The organism is Streptomyces sp. RLA012, assembly GCF_056270325.1.
The window spans coordinates 2,744,828-2,769,050 of record NZ_JBWDPA010000002.1; the positions used below are offsets into that span (position 1 = coordinate 2,744,828).

Genomic DNA, 24,223 nt, shown 5'->3' on the forward strand with positions numbered 1-24,223 from the left:
GGGCGTCGGTGGGTGTTCGGGGGGCTCCTGGGGGCCGGTCAGTCGACGATCGCCATCTCGCGGGAGGTCGTGTTGAGGCGCCATCCGCCCTCCTCGGTCACCGTCACGATGTCCTCGATGCGCACCCCGAAGCGGCCGGGCAGATAGATGCCGGGCTCCACGGAGAAGCACATCCCGGGCACGAGGGGCCGCTCCTCGCCCTCGATCATGTACGGCGGTTCGTGGGTGGTGACGCCGATGCCGTGCCCGGTGCGGTGGATGAAGTACTCGCCGTATCCCGCCTCGGTGATGACCGCGCGGGCCGCCCGGTCGACGTCCTGGCAGGCGGCCCCCGGCCGGACCGCGGCGACGCCCGCCTCCTGGGCCGCGCGCACCACGTCGTGCACCCGGCGCTCCTCGACGTCCGGTTCGCCGACGTGGACCGTGCGGGAGGTGTCGGAGCCGTAGCCGTGCTTGAGTCCGCCGAAGTCGAGGACGACCATGTCGCCGCGCCCGATGACGCGCTCGCCGGCCTCGTGGTGCGGGTTGGCGCCGTTCGGGCCGGAGGCGACGATGGTGAAGTCGACCTGGGAGTGCCCGAACCGCCGCAGCAACTCGGCCAGGTCGGCGGCGACGTCGGCCTCCCTGCGCCCCGCGAAGGGAACCTTCCGGATCTCTTCGTACGCGGCGTCCGCGGCCGCTCCGGCGGCCGCCAACCGTCCCACTTCCGCCGCGTCCTTGACCGCCCGCAGCATCGGCAGGGCTTCGGTGAGGGCCACATACCGTGTGTCCGGCAGCCGCTGCTGGAGGCCGAGCAGGTGCAGGGCCCAGGCGTTGTCGCTGACTCCGAAGCGGCCGTCGCCGCGGACGAGCGACGCGGCCGCCTCGTACGGGTCCTTGCCGTCGGTCCAGTCGCGCAGCGTCAGCGTGGGGACGGCCGCCGCCGCGTCCGGGGCCTCCAGGGTCGGCACGACCAGTACGGGGTCCTGTCCGGCCCTGAGCACCAGCAGGGTGAGCCGCTCGGTCTCCACGGGCCGGTAGCCGGTCAGCCACACCAGATCGGGCCCGGGGGCGATCAGGACGCCGTCGAGCCCCGCATCCGCGGCGGCCTCGGCCGCGCGCCGCATACGGGCCTCGTAGTCACCGGCGGTGAAGGGCGCGGGCGTGCCGGTCATCCATGCCTCCGCATGTCCGGAGTTTCCCCAGGGGCTACGGGCAGCATCCTGCCCCTTTGCCGAAGCGCGCGCGAGCCGGTTGCGGCCATGTCGGGCCGGGACCGTGCCCCGGCCCTCCTCGGGCTCGCCCGGCCGGGGCGGGAGGAGGGCCGGTTCGGTGCGGCGAAGCCTCCGTGCGGATGTCAGTGCGGAACAGGCGCCGCCTCCGCCGTCGGCAGGCCGAACTCCGCGGCGGCTCCCGACCCCTTGGGCAGGGTGAACGACGGGGCGACACCCTCCGCGGTCCGCGCAGTGGGTTCCGGCGCGGCTCCGGCCTCCTCCGGCCGCGGGCCGGACATCGGCACGGCGGGCGTCCCCGTCGGCGGGCGGAACGCGGGATGGGCTTCCGCTTCCGTCTCCGCCTTCGCCGGGGGGCTGAACACCGGCACGGCTCCCGCTCCGGGCGGCGGCCCGTACACCGGTGCGGACTCCGCCCGTGCGCCCGGCCCCGGGACGGACACGGCCCCCGGCCCGGGGAACGGCACCGTGGGGGCCCGGTCCGGCACGAAGCCGTGGGCGCGACGGGCCAGGTCCGTGGCGCCGTAACGGCGGCAGTCCTGGTGCCACTTCAGGATTCCGGACAGCCAGTTCTGGAGCGTGACCACATAGCCGTCCATGATGGCGCGCGCCTCCTCCGAGAGCTTGAAGTCCTCGTACAGGACGGGCAGTTCATGGGTGGCCACATGCTGGAACTGCTGCATGCGCTGGGTCATCAGGTCGTGGACGATGCCGAGCCCGGTCGGGTAGTCGCAGCCGAAGAAGTTCTGCACGACGAGGATGGCGTTGTGGACCTCGCCCTCGTACTCGATCTCCTTCTGGTACGAGAAGACGTCGTTGATCAGCATCGCGTAGTCGATGGCGGCGTTCTCCAGCGACCGGACGGGACCGCTGCGGTAGACCTCGGGCGGGACCTTGGGGCCGTGGCCCAGGCGGCACAGGTTCAGGGTGAGGTCGGAGCCGAAGGTGGCGCGGCGCATCTCCAGGTAGTCGATGGGGTCGGGGATGCGGTGCTGGAGCTGGTTCGACAGCTCCCACACCCAGCTCTCCGTCATCTTGTCCACATCGCCCCGGAGCTTGCGCCGCGCGTCCGGCGTCATCCGCGCCGCCGTACGCGCCCAGAGGTCGAGCAGGCCGTGCTCCATGGCGTTGACCGGCAGCGGGGTCGGCTCACCGTCGATGGGCATGCAGGCCGACAGACGGTCGGTGGTCAGCTTGGCGGCCGCCAGATCGCGGCGGTGCCCGAAGACCAGCGGGTAGTAGTCGTCGCCGTAGGTGCCCCAGGCCAGCCACTGCGAGCCGAGGTCGAGGGCCTCCTCGGTCGCGTCCGGGTGGATGCCTGCGGCGCACAGCGGAAGGTCGTACGCCTCCAGCTTGTCCTCGTCCCAGACGCCCTCCTGGAGCATGCCCATCTCGTACATCCAGCCGGTGAGGCGGTCGCGGGCGCCGTCCAGATGGGGGCTGAGGGTGACCTCGAAGGGCATGTGGAAGTCGGGGAGCCGGGACGGGCCGACCTTCTGGTACGGGACATGGGTGTACCTGCGCAGCCGCTGCGCCCCGGCCGCGGAGAGCAGGGCGCCGACGTCGACGGCGGAGGTGCCGAACTCGGCGAGGCCGAGCGGACGGCTGCCTTCCACCGCTCCCTCGTTCATGTAGCGGCTGGAGCGCAGGTGCCACTCGTGGCCGCCCGACTGCCAGTCCTGGAGCCCCTGGGTGTACGCGGCGACCGCCGCGACCCGGTCCGGGGTGAGCCCCTTCGCCACGGCGAGCGCGGGCACTTCGGTGAGGGCCGTGTGCTCGAACTGGTGCAGGCGTGAGGTGAGGATGTCGTTGACGGTCTCGGCGGCCTCCTGGGTGGTGCAGCCGAAGAAGGTCTCCAGGACGAGGACGCCGTTGCTGAGCTCTCCCTCCTCCTCGACCTCCCGCTGGTACGAGAACAGGTCGTTGCGCAGATGGACCCCGTCGGAGAACGTCTCCATCAGCACCCGCAGCGGCCGGGTCCCGGCGACGGCGACGGGCACCTCGGCGGTCGCGTACTCGACGAGCCCCGCCGACCAGGGGGCGCCGCCCACCTTGCGGCGCATCTCGATGTACTCGACGGGGTTGGCGATCCGCCCCTCGTTGATGTTGGACAGCTCCCACATCGACTCGTTGAGCAGGTGTTCCGTGGACACCGCGAACCGTTTGCGCCAGTCCGCCGACATCGCGGGCACCGTGCGCGCCCAGAGGTCGGCGAGCCCCGCCTCGACCGGATTCTCCGGCTCCGGTACGGGGGTCGAGAGGTCAAGCGGCATGAAGAGGGGCAGCCGGTCCAGGTAGGCCTTGCCGCCGTCGCGGTCCTGGGTGCGTTTGAAGGTCTCCAGGAAGTGGTCGTCGAAGAAGAAGACCCACACGTACCAGTCGGTGATGAGCGAGAGGGCCGGGCCGTCGCAGTCGGGGTGCGTGTACGCGCACAGCAGCCCGTAGTCGTGCGCGTCGAGGTCGGACTGTTCCCAGATGCCGGAGCCCTCCAGCATGCCCATCCCGCGGGCCCACTCGACGGTGTGGGCCCGCGCCTCGTCCAGATGCGGGTTGAGCCGTGCGGGGTACGGCATGTAGAAGTGCGGGAGTTCGAACGGCTGCGTCATGGGCGGGCACTACCCAGGGCCCTCCGGGAGCATCCGCGGCGCGGGACATGATCACACCATCGCGTGAATCCGGGCGCAACGGCACGACATGGCGCCGAGGGACACCGGTTCATCCCCGCGCCAGCACCTCCTCCGCCACCCACGCCAGCGCGTCGGGCAGCGCCTCGGCCGCCACCGGAAGCCACAGCGAGCAGGAGACGAGACCGGCCCGCTCCAGCAGCCCCAGCTCCTCGCGCACGCTGTCGGCACTCGCCCGCTCCCCGCCGAGCGGCCGCCACGGCATGTCCACCGCGGCGGCGAAGCCGGGCGGCACCAGGAACGCGCCGGACGTGAGTGCGAGGGTGTCCGGATCCCGGCCGGTGTCCCCGGCCAGGGCCGCGAGCCGGTCCCGTACGCCGGTGAGCGCGGCCGCGTCGAGTCCCGAGCCGTGCCAGCCGTCGCCGTACCGCAGCGCCCGGCGCAGGGCCGCGTCGCTCTCGCCACCGATCCACACCTCGGGGCCGCCCGCGGTGAGCGGCCGCACCCCGAGCCGCATCCCGTCGGCCCGGTCCTCCCACAACTCCCGCATGACGGCGAGCTGTTCGTCGGCCCGCTTGCCGCGCCCGGCGAACGGGACGTCCACGGCCTCGTACTCCTTGGTGTCCCAGCCGGTGCCGACGCCCAGGGTGAGGCGACCACCGGAGAGACGGTCGAGGGTGGCGGCCTGATGGGCGAGGACGACGGGCTGGTGCAGGGGCAGGATCAGGACGCTGGTCACCAGCCGGATCCGGGTGGTCGCGCCCGCGATCGCCGACAGCAGCACCAGCGGGTCCGGTGTCACCCCGAGGTCGCCCGCGAGGACGTGACTTCCGGCGATGAGATGGTCGAAGCCCAGGTTCTCGGCCGTTCGGGCGGCCGTCAGGACTCCGTCGAGCTCGCTCTCCCGTCCCGGCCACAGCCGGTGCGGGGCCACTCCGATCCGCATGACCTCGGTTCCTCTCGCTCGTGTCGGGCCCCTGACCCGACGCACCGCGCCGACATGCCGGTCCGGCTCGTCGGGACGGTCCCTTGCGGTCCGCAACGCACCCTCGCACAGCGGCAGTCGGTCGACCGCCCGAAGTTCGGCCGAACTGAGACTTCTTTGGGTTGAACTTCGGTGAAGCGCGGCGGCGATCCGGCGTACCGCCGCGCATGCCCGCCGCCGCTGCGGGTACGACCCCTGCCGTACGGGGGCGTCGCGGAAGCGGCTGAAGAGCGAGAGGTGTCGCAAGTGATTCGAAAGCTGCAGGCGGTCGCGCTGGACTGCGCCGATCCGGTACGGCTCGCGAAGTTCTACGCGGAGCTGCTCGGCGGGCGGGTGGTCGCGGATCCGGAGGAACCCGACTGGATCGAGGTGGACGGGTTCGAGGGGACGCCGCTGGCCTGCCAGCGGGTGGACGGCTACCGAGCGCCCCAATGGCCCGGCCAGGAGCGCCCGCAGCAGCTCCACCTGGACTTCGACGTGGACGACCTCGACGGCGAGGAGAAGCGGGCGCTCGCCCTCGGCGCGACCGTGCTGGAGCGGACGGACCAGCTCCGCCCGGGGGCCAACTGGCGGATCTACGCGGACCCGGCCGGCCATCCGTTCTGCCTCTGCCTCCACTGAGTCCACCGGGCCCGCCGCAGTATCTGCCACCGCCTCCAGACCAACTGAGGTGCTCTTCTATTGGATTGCCGTCGGCCGGCCCGGTCGGATAGGAAGCTTGCATGCTAAAGGGCAGCAAGGTCGGGCTCAGGGCCCGGCACGAGGACGACATCCCGATCCTGCAGGCCGAGCTCTACGACGACGTGGTCACCTCCTCGCGGTCCGAAGTCCGGCCGTGGCGGCCGATCACGCCCGGCTCGAAGGACTCGCCGCTCGTCGTGGACGACAAGGAACAGCGGCACGTCCCGTTCTCCGTGGTGGAGCTGGACGGCGGCACACTGGTCGGCACCGCGTCGCTGTGGAGCATCGACAACCACAACCGGTCCGCGCACATCGGGCTGGGACTGCTGCCGTCCTCCCGCGGCAAGGGCTACGGCACCGACGTGGTCGCGGTGCTGTGCCACTACGGTTTCGTCGTGCGCGGCCTGCAGCGGCTGCAGATCGAGACGCTGTCGGACAACGCCGCGATGCTGCGCTCCGCCGAGCGCAACGGCTTCGTCCGCGAGGGCGTGCTGCGCTCCTCGGCCTGGGTGATGGGCGAGTTCCTGGACGAGGTGCTGCTCGGCCTCCTCGTCCAGGACTGGAAGCGGGACTCGCAGAGCTAGACGAGCTGTTCGAGGTCGAGCCGGCCCTTGAGGGTGTCGTCGCCCGACTCGATAAACAGTGGAGCGGCGCCGCTGTGCGCCATTACCGTGCTGCCGAACCAAGTCGTCTGGGCAAGGACGTGCCGTTGTACACCGTGTGAGACCTCCCGAGCGCTGAATCGTCGCGCGTCGCGCATGTGCGCCGCGCTCCTTTTTGCTGCGGACTTCTCACTGAAACCGGTGTACTTCTGTGCTCGAAAACTGGGTGGTCGTGCCCACCTGCCTGCCGCTCGTTCGCCGCCGTTGCCACGCGTGCGCGTCCGAGCACTTCCGGGCAAGCGGTAAATTTCGCGTCAACGCACACCACAAGCTCATCGACGCCTGGCTCCTCGCACTCTGTACCGCTTGCGGGGACACCGCGAAGCTCACGCTCCTGGAGCGGATGAATGTGCGCTCCGTACGACCTGAGCTGCTGGACCGGCTGCACGACAACGACCCTGGCCTGACAGCTGAGCTGCTCCAGGATCCGCTCGTGCGGCGCCGTAATCGCATCGCCCTCGACTGGGACAACGCCTGGCGCCTCGACACCGGCGGATCGGATCACCTGGACCGCGAGGTGAACGAGGTGATCGAGGTATCGGTCCGCTTCGCGGCGCGGATCCCTGTCCGGCCGGTGCGACTGATCGCTGAAGGCTGCGGTCTTTCGCGGGCCGAGGTCGAGAGACTGATCACGGAGGGGAATCTCGTCTCGGCAGTCCGGCTGAGCGGCAGGCTCTCCGGCGACTTCACCTTCACGCTCAAGCGCTGAACCCTCCTCGCGACCACGGGCCTGTCCGGCATGATCCGCCGGACAGGCCCGGTCAGCGGCTCACGGTGCCTGGGCGCCCCCGGGACCCCGGGACCCCGGGACCCCTCGGACGCGCCGTCGCGCACTCTTGCCGACCCGCACCCGCCGGGCCACGGTGGTCGCATGACCTCCTTCGTGCTCCCCCATGAAGTGCACGGCGACGGCACCCACAAGGTGATCGCCGTGCACGGCTGGTTCGCCGACCGGTCCGCGTACGCCGCGGTGGTCCCGGATCTCGACCGCGCCACCTTCCAGTACGCGCTGGTCGACCTGCGTGGCTACGGAGCGGCGAAGGAGATCGTCGGCGCGTACACGACCGCCGAGGCCGCCGCCGACGTCGTCGGGCTGGCGGACCGGCTCGGCTGGACGCGGTTCTCGGTGGTCGGCCACTCGATGGGCGCCGCCGTCGCCCAACGCCTGCTGGCCCTGGCCCCGGACCGGCTGCGCCGTCTGGTCGGCGTCTCGCCGGTGCCCGCGTCCGGGCTGCCGCTGCCGGCGGACCAGTGGGAGCTGTTCGCCGACGCGGCGCACAAGCCGGAGAACCGGCGCGCCATCATCGACGTCACCACCGGCGGGCAGCGGCCCGCGGCCTGGCTGGACCGGATGGTGGCGCGTTCGCTCGCCCGCAGCGACGTCAAGGCGTTCCGCGCCTATCTGGACTCCTGGGCCGGCGAGGACTTCCACGCCGAGGTGACGGGCGCGGCGGTGCCCGCGCTCGCCGTGACCGGGGCGCTGGATCCCGCGCTGTCGGCGGGGCTGATGCGGGAGACCTGGATGCGCTGGTATCCCGACGCCGAGCTGCGCGAGCTCGCCTCGGCGGGCCACTACGCGATGGACGAGAGCCCGCTGGACCTGATCCATGTCATGGAGGGCTTTCTGCGCGCCGCGGACACGGGCGGGCAGGGGGGCGCGGCGTGAGCGGACGAGAGACCGCGCCGTCGGCGCCCGTTCCGGACGTCTTCGACCCGCGGCGGTACGCCGACGGGGTCCCGCACACCGCGTACCGCACCCTCCGCGACCACCATCCCGTGGCCTGGCAGGACGAGCCCGAGGTGCTCGGCTGGCCCGCCGGACCCGGTTTCTGGGCGGTGACGCGGCACGCGGACGTGGTCCGGGTGCTGAAGGACTCGGCGACGTACTCCTCGTATCTGGGAGCGACCCAGATCCGGGATCCCGACCCGGCGGACCTCCCCTTCATCCGGCGCATGATGCTCAATCAGGATCCCCCGGGGCACGGCCGGTTGCGGCGGCTGGTCAGCCGGGCCTTCACCCCTCGCCGTGTGGAGCGGTTCGCGTCGGTCGCGCGCACCCGCGCCCGGGACCTGCTCGCCCGCGCGGTGGCCGAGGCCCGCGAGGGCGACGGCGTCTGCGATCTCGTCGCCGCCGTCACCGACGACTACGCGCTGCTCAACCTCGCCGACCTGCTCGGCGTACCGGCACGCGACCGCGGCCTGCTGCTGCACTGGACACAGCGCGTGATCGGCTACCAGGACCCCGACGAGGCGGGCGCGCCCGTGCTCGACGCGCACGGCAGACCGGCCGACCCGCGCTCCCCGGCCATGCTGCGGGACATGTTCGCGTACGCGCACCAGCTGGCCCTGTACAAGAAGAACCATCCCGACGACGACGTGATGACCACGCTCACCGCCGACCCCGAACTCACCGCCGCCGAACTGGAGATGTTCTTCTTCCTGCTCACCGTCGCGGGCAACGACACCGTGCGCAGCGCGGCTCCCGGCGGTCTCCTGACACTGGCTCACCATCCGCACACCTACGCCTCGCTGCGCGCCGGCAAGTTCCCACTCGACTCAGCGGTGGACGAGTTGCTGCGGCTGCATCCCCCGGTGCTCACCTTCCGCCGGACGGCGGACGTCGACACCGAGCTGGCCGGGCGGCGCATCCGCGCGGGCGACAAGGTGGTCGTCTTCCATGCCTCGGCCAACCATGACGAGCGCGTCTTCACCGACCCGCACCGGCTCGATCCGGCCCGCTCGCCCAACCCCCATGTCTCCTTCGGCGACGGCCCGCACGTCTGCCTCGGCGCGCACTTCGCCCGGCTGCAACTGCGCGTGCTCTACGAGGAGACACTGCGGGCGCTGCCCGTACTGCGCACCGCCGGACCTCCGCGACGCCTGGTCTCGAACTTCATCAACGGCATCAAGTCACTCCCGATGCTGGTGACTTGAACAGCAGAAGCCTTGAACGGCTGAAGACGTGACCACTAGACCCGTACCTGGATCAGCGCGTGCGTGCCGCTCACGCGCCAGCGCTGCTCCTCGGCCGCGCCGAGCGCGGCCTCCGTGCGGGCGTCCAGGCCCACGATCACATCGGACTTGAGGGTGCGCAGGGCCGCCACCGGGCCCGGGAAGTACGCGGTCGGCTCGGCGAACGGCGTGGTGGCGGGGTAGAGCCGGTCGCCGACGAGACGGCGGTAGTTCAGATCGCCCTTCATGATCGTCACATCGGCCTCGGCGAACTCCCGGCGCAGGTCGTCGGGCATGTCGGCGTACGGCAGCGGGGCGCAGGAGAAGGGATGGGCGCGCACGGTGAGGCGGCCGTCGGTCATGGCCGACCACAGGCGGTGGCCGCACTCGCCCGCCGCCCCCTTCGCGGCGGTGAGGCGGCGCAGGGCGTCGACCACGTCGGCGGTCGTGGCGTCGGAGACGTAGTACGGGTACGGCTTCACCTGCAGGACGGCCCGCCCGACGCGGCGGTGGTGGAGGAGGTGGTCGATCAGGAGCAGGTCGGGGACGAGTTCGCGGCCGGAGTTGTCCGCGACCAGGCACAGAGTGCCGCCGGCGAACAGGGAGCGCAGCGTCTCGCTGTCGTTCGCGACCAGTGGTGAGTCGGCGGCCGCTGCCCCGTCTCCCGCGGCCAGCCGGAAGCCGAGGTCCGCGCGGTTGCCCCACAGCGAGCCGTGCAGCAGGGCCTCTTCCCGCTCCTCGACGGGCCGGTCGGCGAGCAGGTCGAGGGCGGCGAGTTCCTCGTCCGCCTCCGGGGTGTCGAGTTCCGCGCGTTTGAAGGGACCGAAGGGGTCGATGCCCTTCCAGGGGCCGGGGCCGAAGTAGCCCAGGGACTCCAGGAGCCTGCGGTAGAAGTAACTCTCGGACCACAGGAAGGGCACGTCGAACCAGGAACGGCCGGTGTACTGCCGGACACCCCACTCCTCCCACCGCGCACGGTCCGCCGCCCGCTCGCCGAGCGGTTCGACGACGCCCTCGGTGGCGTTCTTCAGCAGGGCGTCGAGCGCGCGGTGCTGCTCGGGGCCGTAGGGGAAGGCGACCCGCACCTTCCGGATGAGTGCCGGGTGCCGTTCGGCCAGCACGCTCCAGGGGAACGAGCCGGGTACGTTGCTGAGGATCACGGGCGCGTCGACGGGTTCGGACATGCGGCTCACGGTATCCGCTGAGCCGAAGGGGCGGCCCACGCCGCGCGTGGGCCGCCCCTCCCCCCGTGGGCCGCGCTCAGAAGGTCAGTCTCCAGCTGTTGAGCTTGCCGGTGTCCGAGGCGGCCACGTCCTGGACGCGGGTGTGGGAGAAGGTGGTGCCCCCGGTCGAGCCGCCGCCGCTCGCCACGGCCTGCACGGTCTTCGTCGCGTCCGCGAGTCCCGCGCCGCAGCCGCCGGAGCAGGTGCCGGGCAGGGCACGGGCGTTGTTCTTGATCGCCGTCTCGATCCGGGCCGGGGTGAGCGAGGAGTTCGCCGACTTCATCAGCGCGACCAGGCCCACGATGTGCGGGGTGGCCATGCTGGTGCCCTGGTAGTACGCGTACGACTCGGTGGACGGGGTCTTCGTACCGGAGTTCAGCGTGGAGTAGATGCCGTTGGCGGTGGCGGTGCTCATGTCGCCGCCGGGGGCGGAGATGTCCACGATGGAGCCGTAGTTGGAGTAGGAGGCACGGGAGCCGCTGCGGCCGGTCGCGGCGACGGTGATGACGTTGTTGCAACTCGCCGGGGAGTGGTTCGCGGCGTTGTCGTTGTCGTTGCCCGCCGCGACGACAACCGTCGTACCGCGGTTCACGGCGGCGGTGATGGCGCTCTGGGTGGCCGAGGTGCAGGCGCCGCTGCCGCCGAGGCTCATGTTGATGACCTTGGCGACGTTGGCGTTGGCCGGGACGCCGGAGACGGTGCCGCCGGAGGCCCAGGTGATGGCGTCGATGATGTCGGAGTCGTAGCCGCCGCACTTGCCGAGGACACGCAGCGGGGAGATCTTCGCGCCGTACGCGATGCCCGCGACGCCCTTGTTGTTGTTGGTGACCGCGGCGATGGTGCCCGCCACGTGCGTGCCGTGCCAGGAGGAGCCGCTCGCCGGGATGCCGGAGCCGCACTCGTTCGCCGCGTAGTAGTCGCCCGGGTCGGCCGGGTTGCCGTCGCGTCCGTCGCCGTCGGCCGAGACCGCCGTGTCGGAGATGAAGTCGTAGCCGGCCACGATGTTCGCGGCGACGTCGGAGTGCGCCACGTACCCGGTGTCGATGACGGCGACGGTCACCCCGCTGCCGGTGGAGGTGGCCCAGGCACCGGGGACGTTCATGCCCGCCTTGGCCTCGTACAGGTCCCACTGCTTGGTGTACTCGGTGTCGTTCGGGTCGGCCTGCGGTGTGTTCAGCCGGTCCGGTACGGCGTAGGCGACCTGCGGGTCGGCCCGGTACCGGTCGATGACGTCGGCGACGTCCTTCGTGCCGAGCCGGTCACCCAGGTCGACGAGGGCCGCGCCGGTGCCGAGGCGGCGGGTGAAGTCGAGGTTCTCGCCCGCCTCCTTGCCCTTGGTCTCGGCGTCGGCGGAGGCGGCGGAGTTGGAGGTGGCCTCGGCGGCGCCGGACCGGTAGCCGACGATGAGGCGCTCGGCGGGCGCGGCGACAGCCTGTGCGACGGCCTGCGCGGCCGGGGTGGCCGCCGGCTTCCCGGTGGTCGGTTGGGCGGCGACCGCGGTGGTCGTTCCGGCCAGCAGGGCGGCAGATATCGCGGCGACGGATATCAGCCTCCGTCGGGCTTCACGTACGGGGGTGGGACGCAAGGGCTTGCCTTTCGTGGCCGGCTCCGGGCAGCACACGGCACGGCGGAGCAGCGGTCGAATCGCTTCGTCGTCGAAGCGGAGGGGGGTGCAGTCCAGAAGCGGCACGGTGGCCGGCCATACGTCGCGAGCGACCGGTCAGGGGTTGCCTGTGGGTCGGCTGTGCCCGAACGATAGGCAAAGCCCGAGTAATACGGATACGGGGGAAACCCTCGATCTGGCCGGTAACCAACCCTCAAGGGTGCCCGGTTGGCTGGGAGTGCCCTGTTTCACCTGACGCGCGGATCTGAACGCACGGCCCCGCCTCCCCGTACTTCACCGTGCGGCCACGCCTTCGCGCGATGCCGTACGGCCGCATCCCGCTGCCCCCACCCCGCGAGGAGACCCACCGGATGACCGCACACCGCACCGCCACCGCGGCCGCTGTCGCCGTGGCGGCCCCGCTGCTCCTCATGACGTGGGCCGCGGGTGCGGCCCAGGCGCACGGCGCTCCGACGGATCCGGTCAGCCGGGTGGTGGCGTGCTCGCCCGAGGGCGGCGCCGACATCCGTACGGCGGCCTGCAAGGCGGCGATCGCGGCGAACGGCACGTCCTTCACCGACTGGGACAACCTCCGGGTCGCCGGTGTGGGCGGCAGGGACCGCCAGGTGATCCCGGACGGGCAGCTGTGCAGCGGGGGTCTGCCCGCCTACAAGGGGCTCGACCTCGCCCGCGCCGACTGGCCCTCCACCCGGATGACGCCGGGCGCGTCCTTCACTCTCTCCTACAGCTCGACGATTCCGCACACGGGGACCTTCAAGCTGTATCTGAGCAAGCCCGGCTACGACCCGACCAAGCCCCTGAAGTGGTCCGACCTGCCGGCGAAACCGTTCGCCACGGCCACCGACCCGGCGCTGGTGAACGGCGCCTACCGGATCAAGGGCACGCTGCCGTCCGACCGGACCGGCCGGCAGATGCTCTACACGATCTGGCAGAACACGAGCACCACGGACACGTACTACTCGTGCTCGGACGTGGTGTTCCCGAGCGGCGGCGCGGGCAACTCGGGCAGCGGCGCCGGATCCACGACCTCCACAGCGGCCTCGAAGACGCCCACGGCGAGCGGGAGGACACAGCGGAGTCCGAGCCCGAGCACGGCCCCGGCCGAGCCGTCGCCGACCGCTTCCGCCCCGCGGACCACGTCCTCGCCGACGACGGCGGAGGTGACCGCGCCCGACCAGCTCACACCGGCCGCGGACAGTTCGTCCCACGACAGCAACACGCTCCCCCTCGTCGCGGGCGCGGGGGGAGCGGTGGCGTTCCTGCTCACCGCGGGCGTCGCGCTCACCTTGCGACGCCGACGGTGATCGTTCAGGTGGTCGTTCGGATGGTCGTCGTCAGTTGACGGTGACCGTGCCCGACTGGGTGGTGTCGGTGACGGGCGCGTACTTGGCGGTGAAGTAACCGCTGCTGAAGCAGAGGGACGAGCCCGAGAACTTGGTGAACGGCTGGCTGGCGAAGGCGATGCTGTTGTCGGTGTTGCTCGCCGTACCGGTCAGGCTGGGCGCCTGGTAGACACAGTTGATGGTGCCGAGCAGGGTGCGCAGCACGACGGTGGTCTGGATGGTCGAGCCGGCGGCCGGGGTGACGGTGACCGTGCCGTCGGAGCCGACCGTGGTGGTGTACGGAAGGTTGTTGACCGTGACGCTGGTGACGCCGAGCACGCCGAGGACATTGCTGGTGCACGTGCCGAAGGTGTGAGCGGTGAGCGACTCGGTGGCCGTGCCGGGGGCCGTCGGGTTGTCGGTGACGGTGGCGTTGAAGGCCGACGCCGCACAGGAGACGCCGCTGGTGCCGGTGCTGCTGGAGTAGAGGGTGGCCGCGGTGCCGCTCGCGAGCGAGGCGGTGAGGGCGTCACCGTTGGCAACGGCGACTCCGCCGGTGGTGAGCACCGGGGTGTCCTCCGCGGAGGCGGGGGCGATCGCGGCGACCGAGAGCGCGGCGGCGGTACCGACGAGGGCGAGCAGGGAACGAGTACGCATGGGGGTGCCTCTTTCTCAGACGGGGTGCGGGTGTGCGGCGCCTTGGCGGCGGGTCGCGGCGGCGGACCGCTGCCGGCCTGTGACGCCTTCTCCTTACGTCACGGACCGGCAGCGGAGGCCGGGCGACCGGGCACGGCCCAGGGGGGAAGGTGCCGTGCCGGTGCCACGGAGGGGATATGTGATGGGTCGTTGGAGCGCACCGCACGTTCAGACGTGCCACGGCCGCCCCGCGGGGAGCGGGGGGTCCAGGAGGTGGCGTACGTGCCGCGCTTCGGATCCGGCGCCACGGATCCGTGGGAAACAAGGCTGAGTTGTAGACCTGATGAATGGTCAACGTCAAGGCACAGCACGGAAGTTGAAGGTCAGCGGGGATCCGTGTACGCGGCTATGCACACAGATGACACACAATCAACATCCCTTTGCCACAAGTCCCTTGACCCAAGAATGTAACCCCCGGTAACTTCCACGCAGGCTACTGCTGCGTAACGAGAAAGCCCTTGCGACCGCCGGGAGTTGTGAGGAGGCGTGCGCGGCAGCCGCTGTCCGCGCCAGGACAACGTGCCGCTGAAGCCCCACCTGCGTTGACTATGCCCAGGGAGCAGAACATGGCCTCGTCCTCGGACGCCGCGGCGTCCACCGATTCGACCCCCGAGAACCCCCAGAACCCCGAGAACCCCGAGAACTCGGCAAACGGTTTCGACAGACGCGGGCGGGTCCGCCTGCGCCGCGCCGCGGTGATGGCGGTGCCTGCCACCGTGGCGGCCGCGGGTCTGATGATCCTCACCGCTCAGGGTGCGCTGGGGGTGCAGTTCGCCATCTCCGGTATGCCGTTCACCGTCACGGCGACGGAGCTCAACGGCACCGGCTTCGAGCAGTTCGGCAACCTCGACAACATGGCCGAGGGCAGCCCGAACGCCGGCGACACCGGTGGCCAGGTTCTGGTCGTCACCTCCGCGATCAGGAACGCGACGCTCACCAAGCTGTGCCAGAGCGTCGACCTGGGCGGTACGAACCTGGTCATCAGGGCGGGTGGCGGCGAGGACAAGGTGCAGGCGACGAATCTGACGACCGACTCGACCGAGCTGTCGGGCGACGCGTCCTTCGGCAACATCGAGATCGGCAACGACGCGAGCACGCTCGACAAGGCCGGAGTCCAGGGGAACAAGGGCGTCTTCAGCCAGCAGGCCGACACCGTCCACATCGGCAACCTGCGGCAGACCAACTACGCCACCACGGCGGCGGTGTTCAAGCTCCCCGGTCTCAAGCTCAGCTTCAGCGGTACGGGCTGCTGATGTCCGCCGTCCGGGATCTGCGGTCCGGCTTCCGGCGGTGGCGTGCGGACCGCCCCTTCTGGGGCGGGCTGCTGCTCACCCTGGGCGGGGCGGAGATCCTCCTCACCGAGAAGGCGTCCCTGAAGGTCATCATGCACATCGGCATGCAGGGAATGGCCGGCTATCTGCTGCCGACCGTCATGATCCTGTGCGGTCTGCTGATCCTCTTCAACCCGACGCAGCGGCTGTTCTACTCGCTGCTCGGCATCCTCCTCTCCCTCGGCACCTGGCTCACCTCCAACCTCGGCGGCTTCTTCGTCGGCCTCCTCCTCGGGGCGACCGGCAGCTGCCTGGCCTTCGGCTGGCTCCCCGGCCAGGAGCCGCGCAAGCGTCGTCTGCTGCGCAGGCGCCGGCAGGGGCACACGGTGAGCGAGGCCTAGGGCCTGGTCGGAACAGGGGTCCCGCCCCGGCCGGGCTCAGGACAGCGGGCGGCCGGGGCGGGAGCTGTTGCGGCAACGGCTCCAGGAGCCAGGCACCTCGTCAACTTGCCGGTAGGCGCAGGGAAGTTACCTCCGTACGCACCGGGCACCGCACGGTCTCGGTGGGGATCCCTACCCTCGCGTCAGCGTGACGCGCCGAAGCGACGGGCCCTCTGGGCCCCGGCCCGGGTCTTCCACGGGCCGACGCTCACTCCCCGCGCCACCAGGACTGCAGCCGGGTCCAGCCGCCGTGGGCGTGGTCGGTCTCCGCGGTGGGCGGCTCGGTCGCGAGCGCCGGCAGGGGGCTCGCGTAGGACTGCCGCTCGCTGTCGGGCCGTACGACCGTCGCGGCGGGCGGGAAACGCGCGGGCAGTGCGGTCGGCGCGCGCTGGAAGGGGCCCGGGCGCCAGGTCAACTCCTCCACGGGTACGGCCAGTTCGACCTCGGGGAGCCGGTCGAGAAGCTTCTCCACCGCGGCCGCCGCGATCAGCCGGGCGGGGCTCTGGGCCGGGCAGTTGTGCGGTCCCGCGCTCCATGCCAAGTGGGCCCGGTTGCCCGCCCGCTGATCGGCCGTCAGCGCCGGGTCGGTGTTGGCGGCGGCGAGGCTGACGACCAGCGGATCACCCTCCCGCAGCAGCGTCCCCTCGTACACGACGTCGTGCAGCGGGTAGTGCACGGCGTAGTTGGCGATCGGCGGGTCGGTCCACAGCACCTCGTCGAGGGCGTCCTCCACCGGCAGGTTGCCGTCGGACAGCTCGCTCGCGAACCGGTCGTCGGACAGCAGCAGCCGCAGGCCGTTCGCGATCAGGTTCTGCTGGGGTTCGGTGCCCGCGCCCATCAGCAGGACCAGGGTGTGGATCATCTCCTCATCGGTGAGCCCGGCGGGGTGCGCCATCAGCCAGGACGTCATGTCCTGCCCGGGCGCGGCCCGCTTCAGCCGGACCAGGTCGAGCAGGGTGCCGGTCAGCAGCTCGTCGGCCTTCTCCGCGTCCACTCCGTCGAAGATCCCGGACATGCCCTCGACCAGCCGGACCCCGTACTCGGCCGGGCAGCCGAAGAGGTGGTTGAAGACGAGCAGCGGCAGGACCTGCGCGTACTCGCCGAGCAGATCCGCCGTGCCGAGCGGCGCGAAGCGGTCGATGAGGGTGTCGGCGCCGCGCTCCACGTATCCGCGCAGGGTGGCGGGGTCGACGAGGGCCAGAGTGTCGGTGATCGCCCCGCGCAGCCTCTCGTGCTCCTCGCCGTCGGTGAACAGGGCGTTGGGCCGGTACCTCATCATCGGCACGACCGGGCTGTCCTCCGGGACGGTGCCGTCGGCGAGATCGCGCCAGCGGCGGGGATCCTTGGAGAAGGTCTCCGGACTGCGCAGCACGTGCAGGGCGGCGGCGTACGAGGTGACGAGGGTGGCCCGGACGCCGGGTGCCAGCTCGACGGGTGCGGTCGGTCCGGCCCCGCGCAGCCGTCGGTAGACGGCGGCGGGATCGGCCGCGAACTCCGGCCCGTACAGGGGCTCGTGCGCCGGGCAGCCCGGTGGTGGTACGGGCGGTGGTGGTACGGAGGTCACACGGGCTCCCGTTCGCCGCTGCGGGTCATGAGGTACTCGACGAGGGCGATCAGCGCCTGGGTGGACGAGGACCGGTCGCGCGCGTCGCAGCGCACGAGCGGGGTCGAGGGCAGCAGGTCGAGTGCCTCGCGCACCTCGTCCAGATCGTGTCCGGACGCGTCGTCGAAGTCGTTGAGGGCGACGGCGTACGGCAGGTCCAGCTCCTCCAGTACGCCCATGACGTCGAAGGACTCGGACAGCCGCCGGGCGTCGGCGAGCACCAGCGCGCCGAGCGCGCCGGTGGTCATGTCCCGCCACAGCTCGGTGAAACGGTGCTGCCCCGGGGTGCCGAAGAGGTAGAGCACCAGGGCGTCGCTGAGGGTCAGACGGCCGAAGTCCAGGGCGACGGTGGTGGTCGTCTTGTCCTTCGTCCCGGCGAGGTCGTCGACGAGGGAACCGGCCTCGGTCAGTACCTCCTCGGTGCGCAGCGGCCGTATCTCGGAGAGCGCGCTGACGAAGGTGGTCTTGCCGACCGCGAAGTGGCCCACGATGAGCAGCTTGACGGCGGTCTGCACACCGGAGCCGAGGTGGACGTCGTCAGAGTCGGGCGCGGAGCCCATCCAGTACCTCCTGGAGGATGCGGGCATCGGAGAGGCGGGCGGCCGGTACCGGCGGGCGGGTGACGATGTGACCGCTGTCCATCAGGTCGGCGATGAGCACCTTGGTGACGCTGACCGGCAGTTCCAGATGCCCGGCCACCTCGACGACCGACAGGGCTCCGGGCCGGCACAGCTCCACCAGCCGGAGCTTCTCCGGGCTGAGCCCGGTCAACGGCAGGTCGTCGACGCCGATGAGCAGCGTGACCAGGTCGAGGGTGTTGCGGGAGGGATGGGCGCGGCCGTCCGTGACGACGTACGACCGCACCAGCCGTCCCGCGGGACGGCGCCCGGGTGTCATGCCGGACTGCCGGTGTCCTGCCGGGCCGGGCTGGTCAGCTCCTTGCCGAGCCGGTCGACCAGCTTGTGCATGCGGTACGCGACCGCCTCCATGTCGACGTTCTCGCTGGTGGACACCGCGAGGTGAGCACCCTCGCCGGCGGCGACGAGGAAGACGTATCCGTGGGCGAACTCGATCAGCGTCTGGCGCCACGGCGCGGTCGCGCTGCCGCAGAACTCGGCCGTGCTGCGGCTGATCGACTGCACCCCGGACAGGCCCGCGGCCAGCCGCTCGGCGTCGTCGCGGTCGATGCCCGCCGAGTGGGCCCGGAGCATGCCGTCGGCGGACAGCAGGATCGCGTGCCGCGCCTCGGGAACCTTCAGAACCTCGTCGAGCATCCACCCCAGCTCGTTGGTCATGGGCGCGCTCATCCCTGTGTGTTCCCTTCGGTGTCGTGGGGGGTTTCGTCTGCGGTCGGTGCGGAGTCCCGCGCGGCCCGGGTACCACGGGCGAAGGCGCCCATGCGCCGGGCGTTCTCCTCGGCGGACCTGCCGGTGCTCTCGTCCGGCGCCGGGACGGCCGGGTCCGGTGCGGCGGCGGGTTCGGCGCGGGGAGCGCGACGGCGCCGTTTGGGCAGTCCGCCGGGCGTCGTCGCCTCCGCGGGCCCGGCCGTCCGGGCCGTACGCGCGGACCGGGGCGCCGGTTCCCGCGGCGGGAGATCCCGCACGGGGTCGGCGTGTGTGAGCAGCGCGGCCGGGACGAACACCACGGCGCGGACGCCGCCGTACGGGGAGCGGGTGTCCACGGAGACGCTGAACCCGTAGCGCGTGGCGAGCGCGCCGATGACGGCGAAGCCGAACTGGGGCGGGTCGTCGAGGCGGGTGACGTCCGCCGCCCGACGGCCGGTCAGCAGCTCGGCCGCGTGGGCGCAGGCCCGGCCGTCCATGCCGACGCCCGCGTCGTCGATGACCACGACGGCTCCGTTGTGCACCGTCTGGACGTCGACCTCGACGGTGGTGTTCGGCTGCGAGTGGCGCGCGGCGTTGTCCAGGAGTTCGGCGATGGCGAGGACGACGGGTTCGACGGCCCGGCTCTCGACGGCGATGTCGGCCTGTCCGTTGACGCGGATGCGCCGGTAGTCACGGATGCGGGAGATCGCGCCGCGTACCACCTCGGTCAGCGGGGAGGTGGCCCGCTGCCGTCCGGGCCAGGAGCCGCAGAGCACGGCGATGGCCTGGGCGCGCCGGCCGAACTGGGCGTTGGTGTGGTCGATTTCGAGCAGGTCGCGCAGCACGTCGGGGTGGTCGTGCCGGTCCTGCATCTCCGAGATGGACACCTGCTGCTCGTTGGCGAGTGCCTGGATCGAGCGCATCGACGCCTTCAGGGCCGTCTTCGCGGACTGGTCGGCGCGGGTCTGCGCATGCTCCACGGCGCCGGAGAACCGGTCCAGGAGGCTGTCGAGGCACTTCGCGAAGTCCGTGTCGGCCAGCCGGTCGTCGAGCGGACCGACCGCGGGGAGGGACAGACCGGCCCCGAGGGCGGACCGGTGCGGGGCGCCCTCCAGTGCGGGCAGACGGACCGCAACGAGATGGCGCAGTTCCTCGTCCCGGGCCCGGACCTCGTCCGCCAGTTCGGCGGCCCGGCCGCGCTGTCGCGTGGTGATCCCGCGCTGACGCACGAGCAGCACGGTGACGGCGAGCAGTCCGACGGCCAGCCCGGCGGCCAGGCACCAGATCGCCGCCTCCGGTATCCGTTCGGTCATGAAATCCTCAATGGCATATGCAAGTTGGCGGGTCGCACGACCGTAGCGATCCCCCGGCGCAAGCGCTTGCCCGCGCGCGCAAGGAAGTTGTCGTGAGACGCACGGACTGTATGCATTAGGCTGACGACGAGTAACTGCCGCTTGCAACACCGGAGTTGATGGTGTCGTCGTTGCCCCCGGAAAGCTACATCGTGGAATCACTGACGACCGGGGAGGTGGATCCGCGCGAGCGGGCCGACTTCTGGAGCGAGCACATCGGGTCCTACCAGTCCCGGATGGACTACCGCTACGCGCGCACCGACAACTTCCGCGGCGGGACCGTCCGCCAGCGCACCGAGAAGTATCAGCTCGTCAAGTTCTGGTCGGACGAGATCGAGTACACCAGGACCGCCCACCAGGTCCGGCAGGACCCCGACGAGGACTACCGATTACTGCTGCCGCTCAGCGGGGAGATCGTGCTGCGGCAGGACGGCCGGGAGGCCCGGCTGACCCCGGGCACCGGCACACTGGTCACCTTCGGAGCCCCCTTCGAGTGGGTCCAGGACGCGTCGACGCACGCGTTCGTCCTCACCATCCCCGCCCGCGAGGTGGACGGCCCGCTCAACCGCAGGTCGCCGCTGGCCACCGGCCTCGATCTGAGCAGGGGCCTCGGCCGGGTGGTGAGCTCCATGCTCGGCGACCTGCACGCGGAGCGCGACCACCTCACCGACGCCCACTTCAACGCCGTCTCCGACCGGATCGTCGAGCTGCTGTGCATGCTCGCCATCGGCGACGACCGCCCCGACCCGTCCGGCCACCTCACCGACGTGGAGACGATGGTCCGCCGCCACGTACGCGAGCACGCGGCCGACCCCGGCCTCACCGGTACGTCCATGGCCCATGCCCTCGGCTGGTCCCTCCGGCAGATCCAGCTGGCCCTGCAACGCGCCGGCACCACCCCCCGCGACCTGATCCGCGAGGAACGTCTGCGCCTGGTCCGCGAGCGTCTGCAGTGCACCGACTGCGTGCACCTGACGATCACCGACCTGGCCTTCGCCTCGGGGTTCTCCTCCGCGAGCGCCCTGAGCACGGCCTTCCGGCAGCGGTACGGGGTGAGTCCCCGGGAGATGCGTTCCGGGGGGCGGCGGCCGCGACGCCGTACGGGCACCGCCCTGGGTTGATGCGACTGCCGGATCACCTCATTCTTGTACATATGGTGATATTGCCGGGCGGTACGGGGTGGGCGACCACGGCCGGTGACGCCATGGCGGTGCTGGACGCGCACGGAATCGTGACCGGCTGGAGCGCGGGGGCCTGCCTGCTGACGGGGTACACCGCGGCGGAGATCACCGGACGGCCGGTCTCCGAGCTGGCGGACGGGGACCCCGGCGAGGCCTGGCGGGCCCTGCACACGAGCGGCTGCGCGGTGGTCGCCGTACGGCGCGGGGACGGGCGGCGGACCGAGCTGGCCCTGCGGGTGTGCCCGCTCCAGGGCGGCCACGGGGAGCGGCGGGGATACGTGATCACCGCGGCGCCGGACCAGCGGGGCCGCGACCTGGGGGACCTGGCCTTCAGACAGGCGTCGGTGTCGATGTCGGTCTTCGACACCGAGCAGCGCTATCTGCGGATGAACGACACCGCCGGCCGGCTCCTGGGCGTCCAGGAGGCCGAGGTACGCCACCGCCTCTTCCTGGACACCATCGAGAACGCGGAGCACAGCCGCGGATTCCAGCGCCAGCTGCGCAAGGTGGTCGAGACCGGCCGGCCGGTCCACTACGCGAGCTGGGCCCGCGCCCCCTCCGGACTGCGCATGCGCGCCTGGAACATCGAGATGTGGCCGCTGCGCGACCCCGCCGATCAGCTGGTCGGGGTCGCCATCGCCGTGAACGACAGCAGCGAGCAGTACCGGGCGCGGCAACGGCTCGATCTGCTGAGCAAGGCCGCCGCCGACATCGGTACGAGACTGGACGTGATCCACACCGCCCGCGAGCTGGCCCAGGTGGCGGTGCCCCAGCTGGCCGACTTCGTGAGCGTGGACCTGCTGGACTCGGTGCTCCAGGGCGAGGAACCCGCCGTCGGCCCGGTCGACGCCGATCCGGAGCTGCGCCGGGTCGCCCACCACTCCGGCACCGCCGGGGTGCAGGAGGCGGACATCGGCCTGGGCTCGGCGGACGCCTACCCGTCCTTCTCGCCGCCGGTCCGCGCCCTGACCACCGGCCGCGCGGTCCTCACCCGGACCGGCGCCCCGGACATCGACGACTGGCTCACCGGGCACAGCGCCCGCGTCGCCCGGCCGCACCGGGGCCAGGGGGACCGCCGCCCCCTCTCGCTGATGGCGGTGCCCCTGGTGGCGCGCGGTACGACGCTGGGGGTGGCGGTCTTCGTACGGCTGCTCACCACCCAGGGCCCCGACCCCTTCGACCAGAGCGACGTGTCCCTGGCGCAGGAGCTGGCCAGCCGCACGGCGGTCTGTGTGGACAACGCCCGCCGGTACACCAAGGAGCGCACCACCGCGCTGGCCCTGCAGCGCAGTCTGCTGCCGCAGGCGATGGCGGGGCAGGCGGCGGTCGAGTTCGCCTCCCGCTACCTTCCGGCCCTGTCGCGGGCGGGCGTCGGCGGCGACTGGTTCGACGTGATCCCGCTGTCCGGGACCCGGGTGGCGCTCGTCGTCGGCGACGTCGTCGGGCACGGCATCCACGCCTCCGTCACGATGGGCAGGCTCCGTACGGCGGTATGGACGCTGGCCGACGTCGACCTGCCCCCGGACGAGCTGCTCACCCACCTCGACGACCTGGTCGGGCATCTCGCGGCCGACGAGAACACGACCGGCCGCGAGATCGGCGCCACCTGTCTGTACGCGGTCTACGACCCGGTGTCCCGGCACTGCACGATCGCCGCCGCCGGACACCCGCCGCCCGTCGTACTGTTCCCGGACGGCACCGTGCGGGTCGTCGAGGTGAGCGCGGGACCGCTGCTCGGCGTCGGCGGGCTCCCGTTCGAGGCCACCGAGCTGGACCTGCCGGAGGGCTCCGTCCTCGGCCTCTACACCAACGGTCTCTTCGAGGCCCGCGACCTGGACATGGACGCCGGAACGGCCGTGCTGTGCAGCGCGCTGGCGGTCCGCGCCGCGAATCTGGAGGACGCCTGCGACAACGTCCTCCAGGCGCTGCTCCCGCAGCACCCCACCGACGACGTGGCCCTGCTGCTGGCCCGCACCCGCGCCCTGGACGCCGACCAGGTGGCCGTCTGGGACCTGCCCGCCGATCCGGCGGTGGTCGCCACCGCCCGGCAGTGCGCCACCAAGCAACTGACCCGCTGGGGACTCGACGAGGTCGCGTTCGTCACCGAACTCGTCGTCAGCGAACTGGTCACCAACGCCATTCGCTACGGCGGCGACCCCATCCAGCTCCGGCTCATCCGCGACCGTACGCTCATCTGCGAGGTCTCCGACGCCAGCAGTACCTCGCCCCATCTGCGCCGGGCCCGCACCTTCGACGAGGGCGGCCGCGGACTGCTTCTCGTCGCCCAGCTCACCGACCGCTGGGGCTCCCGCACCACCGACGCCGGAAAGACCATCTGGGCCGAGCAGATGCTGCCATCCGAGTGATCGCGCGACCGCGGGTCCCCCGGTGTTCTCGCGGGCGCTACTGGAAGTCGCAGCCGGGGTTGGGCGCGTCCTGCGAGAACGGGGCACCGTGCGGCAGCACGTACAGCACGTACAGGACGACCGGGGCCGACCCCAGGTTGCGGCCGATGTGCACATGGCCGGGGCCCGCGGGTTCGGTGATCGTGCTGCCCGCCGGGTAGCGGCCGTCCTGCGCGCAGGTCGAGTCGAAGTGGCTGAGGGTGCCCTTCTCCACCCTGCCGTACAGCGGTCCGTCGTGGTAGTGCCAACCGGTGCTCTGGCCCGGCGGGATGGTGATCTCGCGCAGGGTGTAGTCGGTGTTCCCCACGGTGGTCCGGTAGAGCACCGTCCCGGTGACGCCCGGCCCCGGTGGTGTCGCCTGCGCGGTCCCGGCAGCCAGCGGCACGGCTGACATACCCACGACCGCGGCGCCCGTCACCGCCGTACGCAGCATGGCACGCACGGCACGCACGGCGGAAACCTCAGCCGTCATCTCACCCTCCCCGTATGAACCCAACAGCCCTCCGACTGCGGGCCCGCGCACCATCATTGAACATCCGAGCCCCGCACGGAAGGTGCGATACCACCCAACCCGCACCTCGTGCGTCCAAGTAGTGACGATGGGCCGCCGAATCCCGGAGCACGCCAACCCCGGGCATATGACCGCTCACTTGACGGCTGAGCGTC

Annotated in this window: 23 protein-coding genes; 10 read left to right on the forward strand and 13 right to left on the reverse strand. The window is 71.6% G+C overall.

What is annotated here, in order from left to right:
• Positions 1 to 38: 38 nt before the first annotated feature.
• The 3 genes from RV986_RS12740 to RV986_RS12750 all read right to left on the reverse strand — a co-directional run bounded on the left by RV986_RS12740 (position 39) and on the right by RV986_RS12750 (position 4,781).
• Positions 39 to 1,154, reverse strand: a complete 1,116-nt coding sequence (locus tag RV986_RS12740) for an aminopeptidase P family protein (protein WP_475917498.1) — start codon at positions 1,152 to 1,154, stop codon at positions 39 to 41.
• A 182-nt stretch (positions 1,155 to 1,336) separates the two neighbouring features.
• On the reverse strand, positions 1,337 to 3,817 hold the full coding sequence (locus RV986_RS12745; RefSeq protein WP_475917499.1) for a terpene synthase family protein: 2,481 nt from the start codon (positions 3,815 to 3,817) through the stop codon (positions 1,337 to 1,339).
• A 109-nt stretch (positions 3,818 to 3,926) separates the two neighbouring features.
• Positions 3,927 to 4,781 (reverse strand): TIGR03619 family F420-dependent LLM class oxidoreductase, encoded by an 855-nt coding sequence (locus RV986_RS12750; RefSeq protein ID WP_475917500.1) that lies wholly within the window; start codon positions 4,779 to 4,781, stop codon positions 3,927 to 3,929.
• Positions 4,782 to 5,066: 285 nt separating this feature from the next.
• Here RV986_RS12750 and RV986_RS12755 point away from each other — a divergent pair, with 285 nt between their 5' ends.
• Both RV986_RS12755 and RV986_RS12760 read left to right on the forward strand, forming a co-directional pair.
• Positions 5,067 to 5,441: a VOC family protein gene (locus RV986_RS12755; protein ID WP_475917501.1), complete on the forward strand. Its 375-nt coding sequence runs from the start codon at positions 5,067 to 5,069 to the stop codon at positions 5,439 to 5,441.
• 101 nt (positions 5,442 to 5,542) lie between these two features.
• Positions 5,543 to 6,085, forward strand: a complete 543-nt coding sequence (locus RV986_RS12760; protein ID WP_475917502.1) for a GNAT family N-acetyltransferase — start codon at positions 5,543 to 5,545, stop codon at positions 6,083 to 6,085.
• Here the strand turns inward: RV986_RS12760 and RV986_RS12765 are convergent.
• Positions 6,082 to 6,261, reverse strand: coding sequence for a hypothetical protein (locus RV986_RS12765; protein WP_475917503.1), 180 nt, complete (start codon positions 6,259 to 6,261; stop codon positions 6,082 to 6,084). The genes RV986_RS12760 and RV986_RS12765 overlap by 4 nt on opposite strands.
• A gap of 53 nt (positions 6,262 to 6,314) precedes the next feature.
• Between RV986_RS12765 and RV986_RS12770 the strand changes: the two genes are divergently transcribed.
• The 3 genes from RV986_RS12770 to RV986_RS12780 all read left to right on the forward strand — a co-directional run bounded on the left by RV986_RS12770 (position 6,315) and on the right by RV986_RS12780 (position 9,097).
• Entirely contained in the window at positions 6,315 to 6,872 is a 558-nt protein-coding gene (locus tag RV986_RS12770; protein WP_475917504.1) for a DUF1062 domain-containing protein, read from the forward strand.
• Positions 6,873 to 7,034: 162 nt separating this feature from the next.
• On the forward strand, positions 7,035 to 7,829 hold the full coding sequence (locus RV986_RS12775; RefSeq protein ID WP_475917505.1) for an alpha/beta fold hydrolase: 795 nt from the start codon (positions 7,035 to 7,037) through the stop codon (positions 7,827 to 7,829).
• Positions 7,826 to 9,097 carry a cytochrome P450 gene (locus tag RV986_RS12780; RefSeq protein ID WP_475917506.1) on the forward strand — a complete coding sequence of 424 codons (1,272 nt, stop codon included), beginning with the start codon at positions 7,826 to 7,828 and terminating at the stop codon, positions 9,095 to 9,097. Before RV986_RS12775 ends, RV986_RS12780 begins: the two co-directional genes overlap by 4 nt.
• A gap of 35 nt (positions 9,098 to 9,132) precedes the next feature.
• On the opposite strand, the gene RV986_RS12785 is transcribed toward RV986_RS12780, so the two are convergent.
• Positions 9,133 to 10,299, reverse strand: coding sequence for a damage-control phosphatase ARMT1 family protein (locus RV986_RS12785; protein ID WP_475917507.1), 1,167 nt, complete (start codon positions 10,297 to 10,299; stop codon positions 9,133 to 9,135).
• Positions 10,300 to 10,375: 76 nt separating this feature from the next.
• Positions 10,376 to 11,923: a S8 family peptidase gene (locus RV986_RS12790; RefSeq protein ID WP_475917508.1), complete on the reverse strand. Its 1,548-nt coding sequence runs from the start codon at positions 11,921 to 11,923 to the stop codon at positions 10,376 to 10,378.
• A 389-nt stretch (positions 11,924 to 12,312) separates the two neighbouring features.
• On the opposite strand from RV986_RS12790, the gene RV986_RS12795 reads away from it, so the two are divergent.
• Positions 12,313 to 13,266, forward strand: coding sequence for a lytic polysaccharide monooxygenase (locus tag RV986_RS12795; protein WP_475917509.1), 954 nt, complete (start codon positions 12,313 to 12,315; stop codon positions 13,264 to 13,266).
• A 30-nt stretch (positions 13,267 to 13,296) separates the two neighbouring features.
• Here the strand turns inward: RV986_RS12795 and RV986_RS12800 are convergent, their stop codons facing one another.
• Positions 13,297 to 13,941 carry a Tat pathway signal sequence domain protein gene (locus RV986_RS12800; RefSeq protein WP_475917510.1) on the reverse strand — a complete coding sequence of 215 codons (645 nt, stop codon included), beginning with the start codon at positions 13,939 to 13,941 and terminating at the stop codon, positions 13,297 to 13,299.
• Between the two features lie 605 nt (positions 13,942 to 14,546).
• Between RV986_RS12800 and RV986_RS12805 the strand changes: the two genes are divergently transcribed.
• A complete protein-coding gene (locus RV986_RS12805) occupies positions 14,547 to 15,233 on the forward strand; it encodes a DUF6230 family protein (RefSeq protein ID WP_475917511.1) in 687 nt (228 codons plus the stop codon).
• On the forward strand, positions 15,233 to 15,652 hold the full coding sequence (locus RV986_RS12810; protein WP_475917512.1) for a DUF6114 domain-containing protein: 420 nt from the start codon (positions 15,233 to 15,235) through the stop codon (positions 15,650 to 15,652). Before RV986_RS12805 ends, RV986_RS12810 begins: the two co-directional genes overlap by 1 nt.
• Positions 15,653 to 15,899: 247 nt before the next feature.
• Here RV986_RS12810 and RV986_RS12815 read toward each other — a convergent pair whose 3' ends face one another.
• Genes RV986_RS12815 through RV986_RS12835 form a run of 5 tightly spaced genes read right to left on the reverse strand, consistent with a single transcriptional unit; the run spans position 15,900 to position 19,932 of the window.
• On the reverse strand, positions 15,900 to 17,255 hold the full coding sequence (locus RV986_RS12815; RefSeq protein ID WP_475917513.1) for a cytochrome P450: 1,356 nt from the start codon (positions 17,253 to 17,255) through the stop codon (positions 15,900 to 15,902).
• On the reverse strand, positions 17,252 to 17,854 hold the full coding sequence (locus RV986_RS12820; protein ID WP_475917514.1) for a GTP-binding protein: 603 nt from the start codon (positions 17,852 to 17,854) through the stop codon (positions 17,252 to 17,254). The genes RV986_RS12815 and RV986_RS12820 overlap by 4 nt, the downstream gene beginning before the upstream one ends.
• Complete coding sequence (locus RV986_RS12825) at positions 17,832 to 18,191, reverse strand: DUF742 domain-containing protein (protein WP_475917515.1); 360 nt, start codon at positions 18,189 to 18,191, stop codon at positions 17,832 to 17,834. Before RV986_RS12825 ends, RV986_RS12820 begins: the two co-directional genes overlap by 23 nt.
• The gene (locus RV986_RS12830; RefSeq protein ID WP_475917516.1) at positions 18,188 to 18,601 is read right to left on the reverse strand and encodes a roadblock/LC7 domain-containing protein; all 414 of its coding nucleotides are present in this window, start codon (positions 18,599 to 18,601) and stop codon (positions 18,188 to 18,190) included. Before RV986_RS12830 ends, RV986_RS12825 begins: the two co-directional genes overlap by 4 nt.
• Positions 18,598 to 19,932, reverse strand: a complete 1,335-nt coding sequence (locus tag RV986_RS12835; RefSeq protein WP_475917517.1) for an ATP-binding protein — start codon at positions 19,930 to 19,932, stop codon at positions 18,598 to 18,600. Before RV986_RS12835 ends, RV986_RS12830 begins: the two co-directional genes overlap by 4 nt.
• Positions 19,933 to 20,123: 191 nt before the next feature.
• On the opposite strand from RV986_RS12835, the gene RV986_RS12840 reads away from it, so the two are divergent.
• Positions 20,124 to 21,092: an AraC family transcriptional regulator gene (locus RV986_RS12840; RefSeq protein WP_475917518.1), complete on the forward strand. Its 969-nt coding sequence runs from the start codon at positions 20,124 to 20,126 to the stop codon at positions 21,090 to 21,092.
• 32 nt (positions 21,093 to 21,124) lie between these two features.
• Complete coding sequence (locus tag RV986_RS12845; RefSeq protein ID WP_475917519.1) at positions 21,125 to 23,518, forward strand: SpoIIE family protein phosphatase; 2,394 nt, start codon at positions 21,125 to 21,127, stop codon at positions 23,516 to 23,518.
• Between the two features lie 37 nt (positions 23,519 to 23,555).
• Here RV986_RS12845 and RV986_RS12850 read toward each other — a convergent pair whose 3' ends face one another.
• Complete coding sequence (locus RV986_RS12850) at positions 23,556 to 23,999, reverse strand: cupin domain-containing protein (protein ID WP_475924264.1); 444 nt, start codon at positions 23,997 to 23,999, stop codon at positions 23,556 to 23,558.
• Positions 24,000 to 24,223 lie beyond the last annotated feature (224 nt).

Bases quoted from the DNA above. Each gene is read 5' to 3' on its own strand.
- RV986_RS12775 (WP_475917505.1), top strand. From the start codon at position 7,035: ATGACCTCCTTCGTGCTCCCCCATGAAGTGCACGGCGACGGCACCCAC.
- RV986_RS12765 (WP_475917503.1), bottom strand. From the start codon at position 6,261: ATGCGCGACGCGCGACGATTCAGCGCTCGGGAGGTCTCACACGGTGTA.
- RV986_RS12785 (WP_475917507.1), bottom strand. From the start codon at position 10,299: ATGTCCGAACCCGTCGACGCGCCCGTGATCCTCAGCAACGTACCCGGC.
- RV986_RS12760 (WP_475917502.1), top strand. From the start codon at position 5,543: ATGCTAAAGGGCAGCAAGGTCGGGCTCAGGGCCCGGCACGAGGACGAC.
- RV986_RS12745 (WP_475917499.1), bottom strand. From the start codon at position 3,817: ATGACGCAGCCGTTCGAACTCCCGCACTTCTACATGCCGTACCCCGCA.
- RV986_RS12795 (WP_475917509.1), top strand. From the start codon at position 12,313: ATGACCGCACACCGCACCGCCACCGCGGCCGCTGTCGCCGTGGCGGCC.
- RV986_RS12750 (WP_475917500.1), bottom strand. From the start codon at position 4,781: ATGCGGATCGGAGTGGCCCCGCACCGGCTGTGGCCGGGACGGGAGAGC.
- RV986_RS12800 (WP_475917510.1), bottom strand. From the start codon at position 13,941: ATGCGTACTCGTTCCCTGCTCGCCCTCGTCGGTACCGCCGCCGCGCTC.
- RV986_RS12845 (WP_475917519.1), top strand. From the start codon at position 21,125: ATGGTGATATTGCCGGGCGGTACGGGGTGGGCGACCACGGCCGGTGAC.
- RV986_RS12805 (WP_475917511.1), top strand. From the start codon at position 14,547: ATGGCCTCGTCCTCGGACGCCGCGGCGTCCACCGATTCGACCCCCGAG.
- RV986_RS12830 (WP_475917516.1), bottom strand. From the start codon at position 18,601: ATGAGCGCGCCCATGACCAACGAGCTGGGGTGGATGCTCGACGAGGTT.
- RV986_RS12835 (WP_475917517.1), bottom strand. From the start codon at position 19,932: ATGACCGAACGGATACCGGAGGCGGCGATCTGGTGCCTGGCCGCCGGG.
- RV986_RS12740 (WP_475917498.1), bottom strand. From the start codon at position 1,154: ATGACCGGCACGCCCGCGCCCTTCACCGCCGGTGACTACGAGGCCCGT.
- RV986_RS12820 (WP_475917514.1), bottom strand. From the start codon at position 17,854: ATGGGCTCCGCGCCCGACTCTGACGACGTCCACCTCGGCTCCGGTGTG.
- RV986_RS12810 (WP_475917512.1), top strand. From the start codon at position 15,233: ATGTCCGCCGTCCGGGATCTGCGGTCCGGCTTCCGGCGGTGGCGTGCG.
- RV986_RS12825 (WP_475917515.1), bottom strand. From the start codon at position 18,191: ATGACACCCGGGCGCCGTCCCGCGGGACGGCTGGTGCGGTCGTACGTC.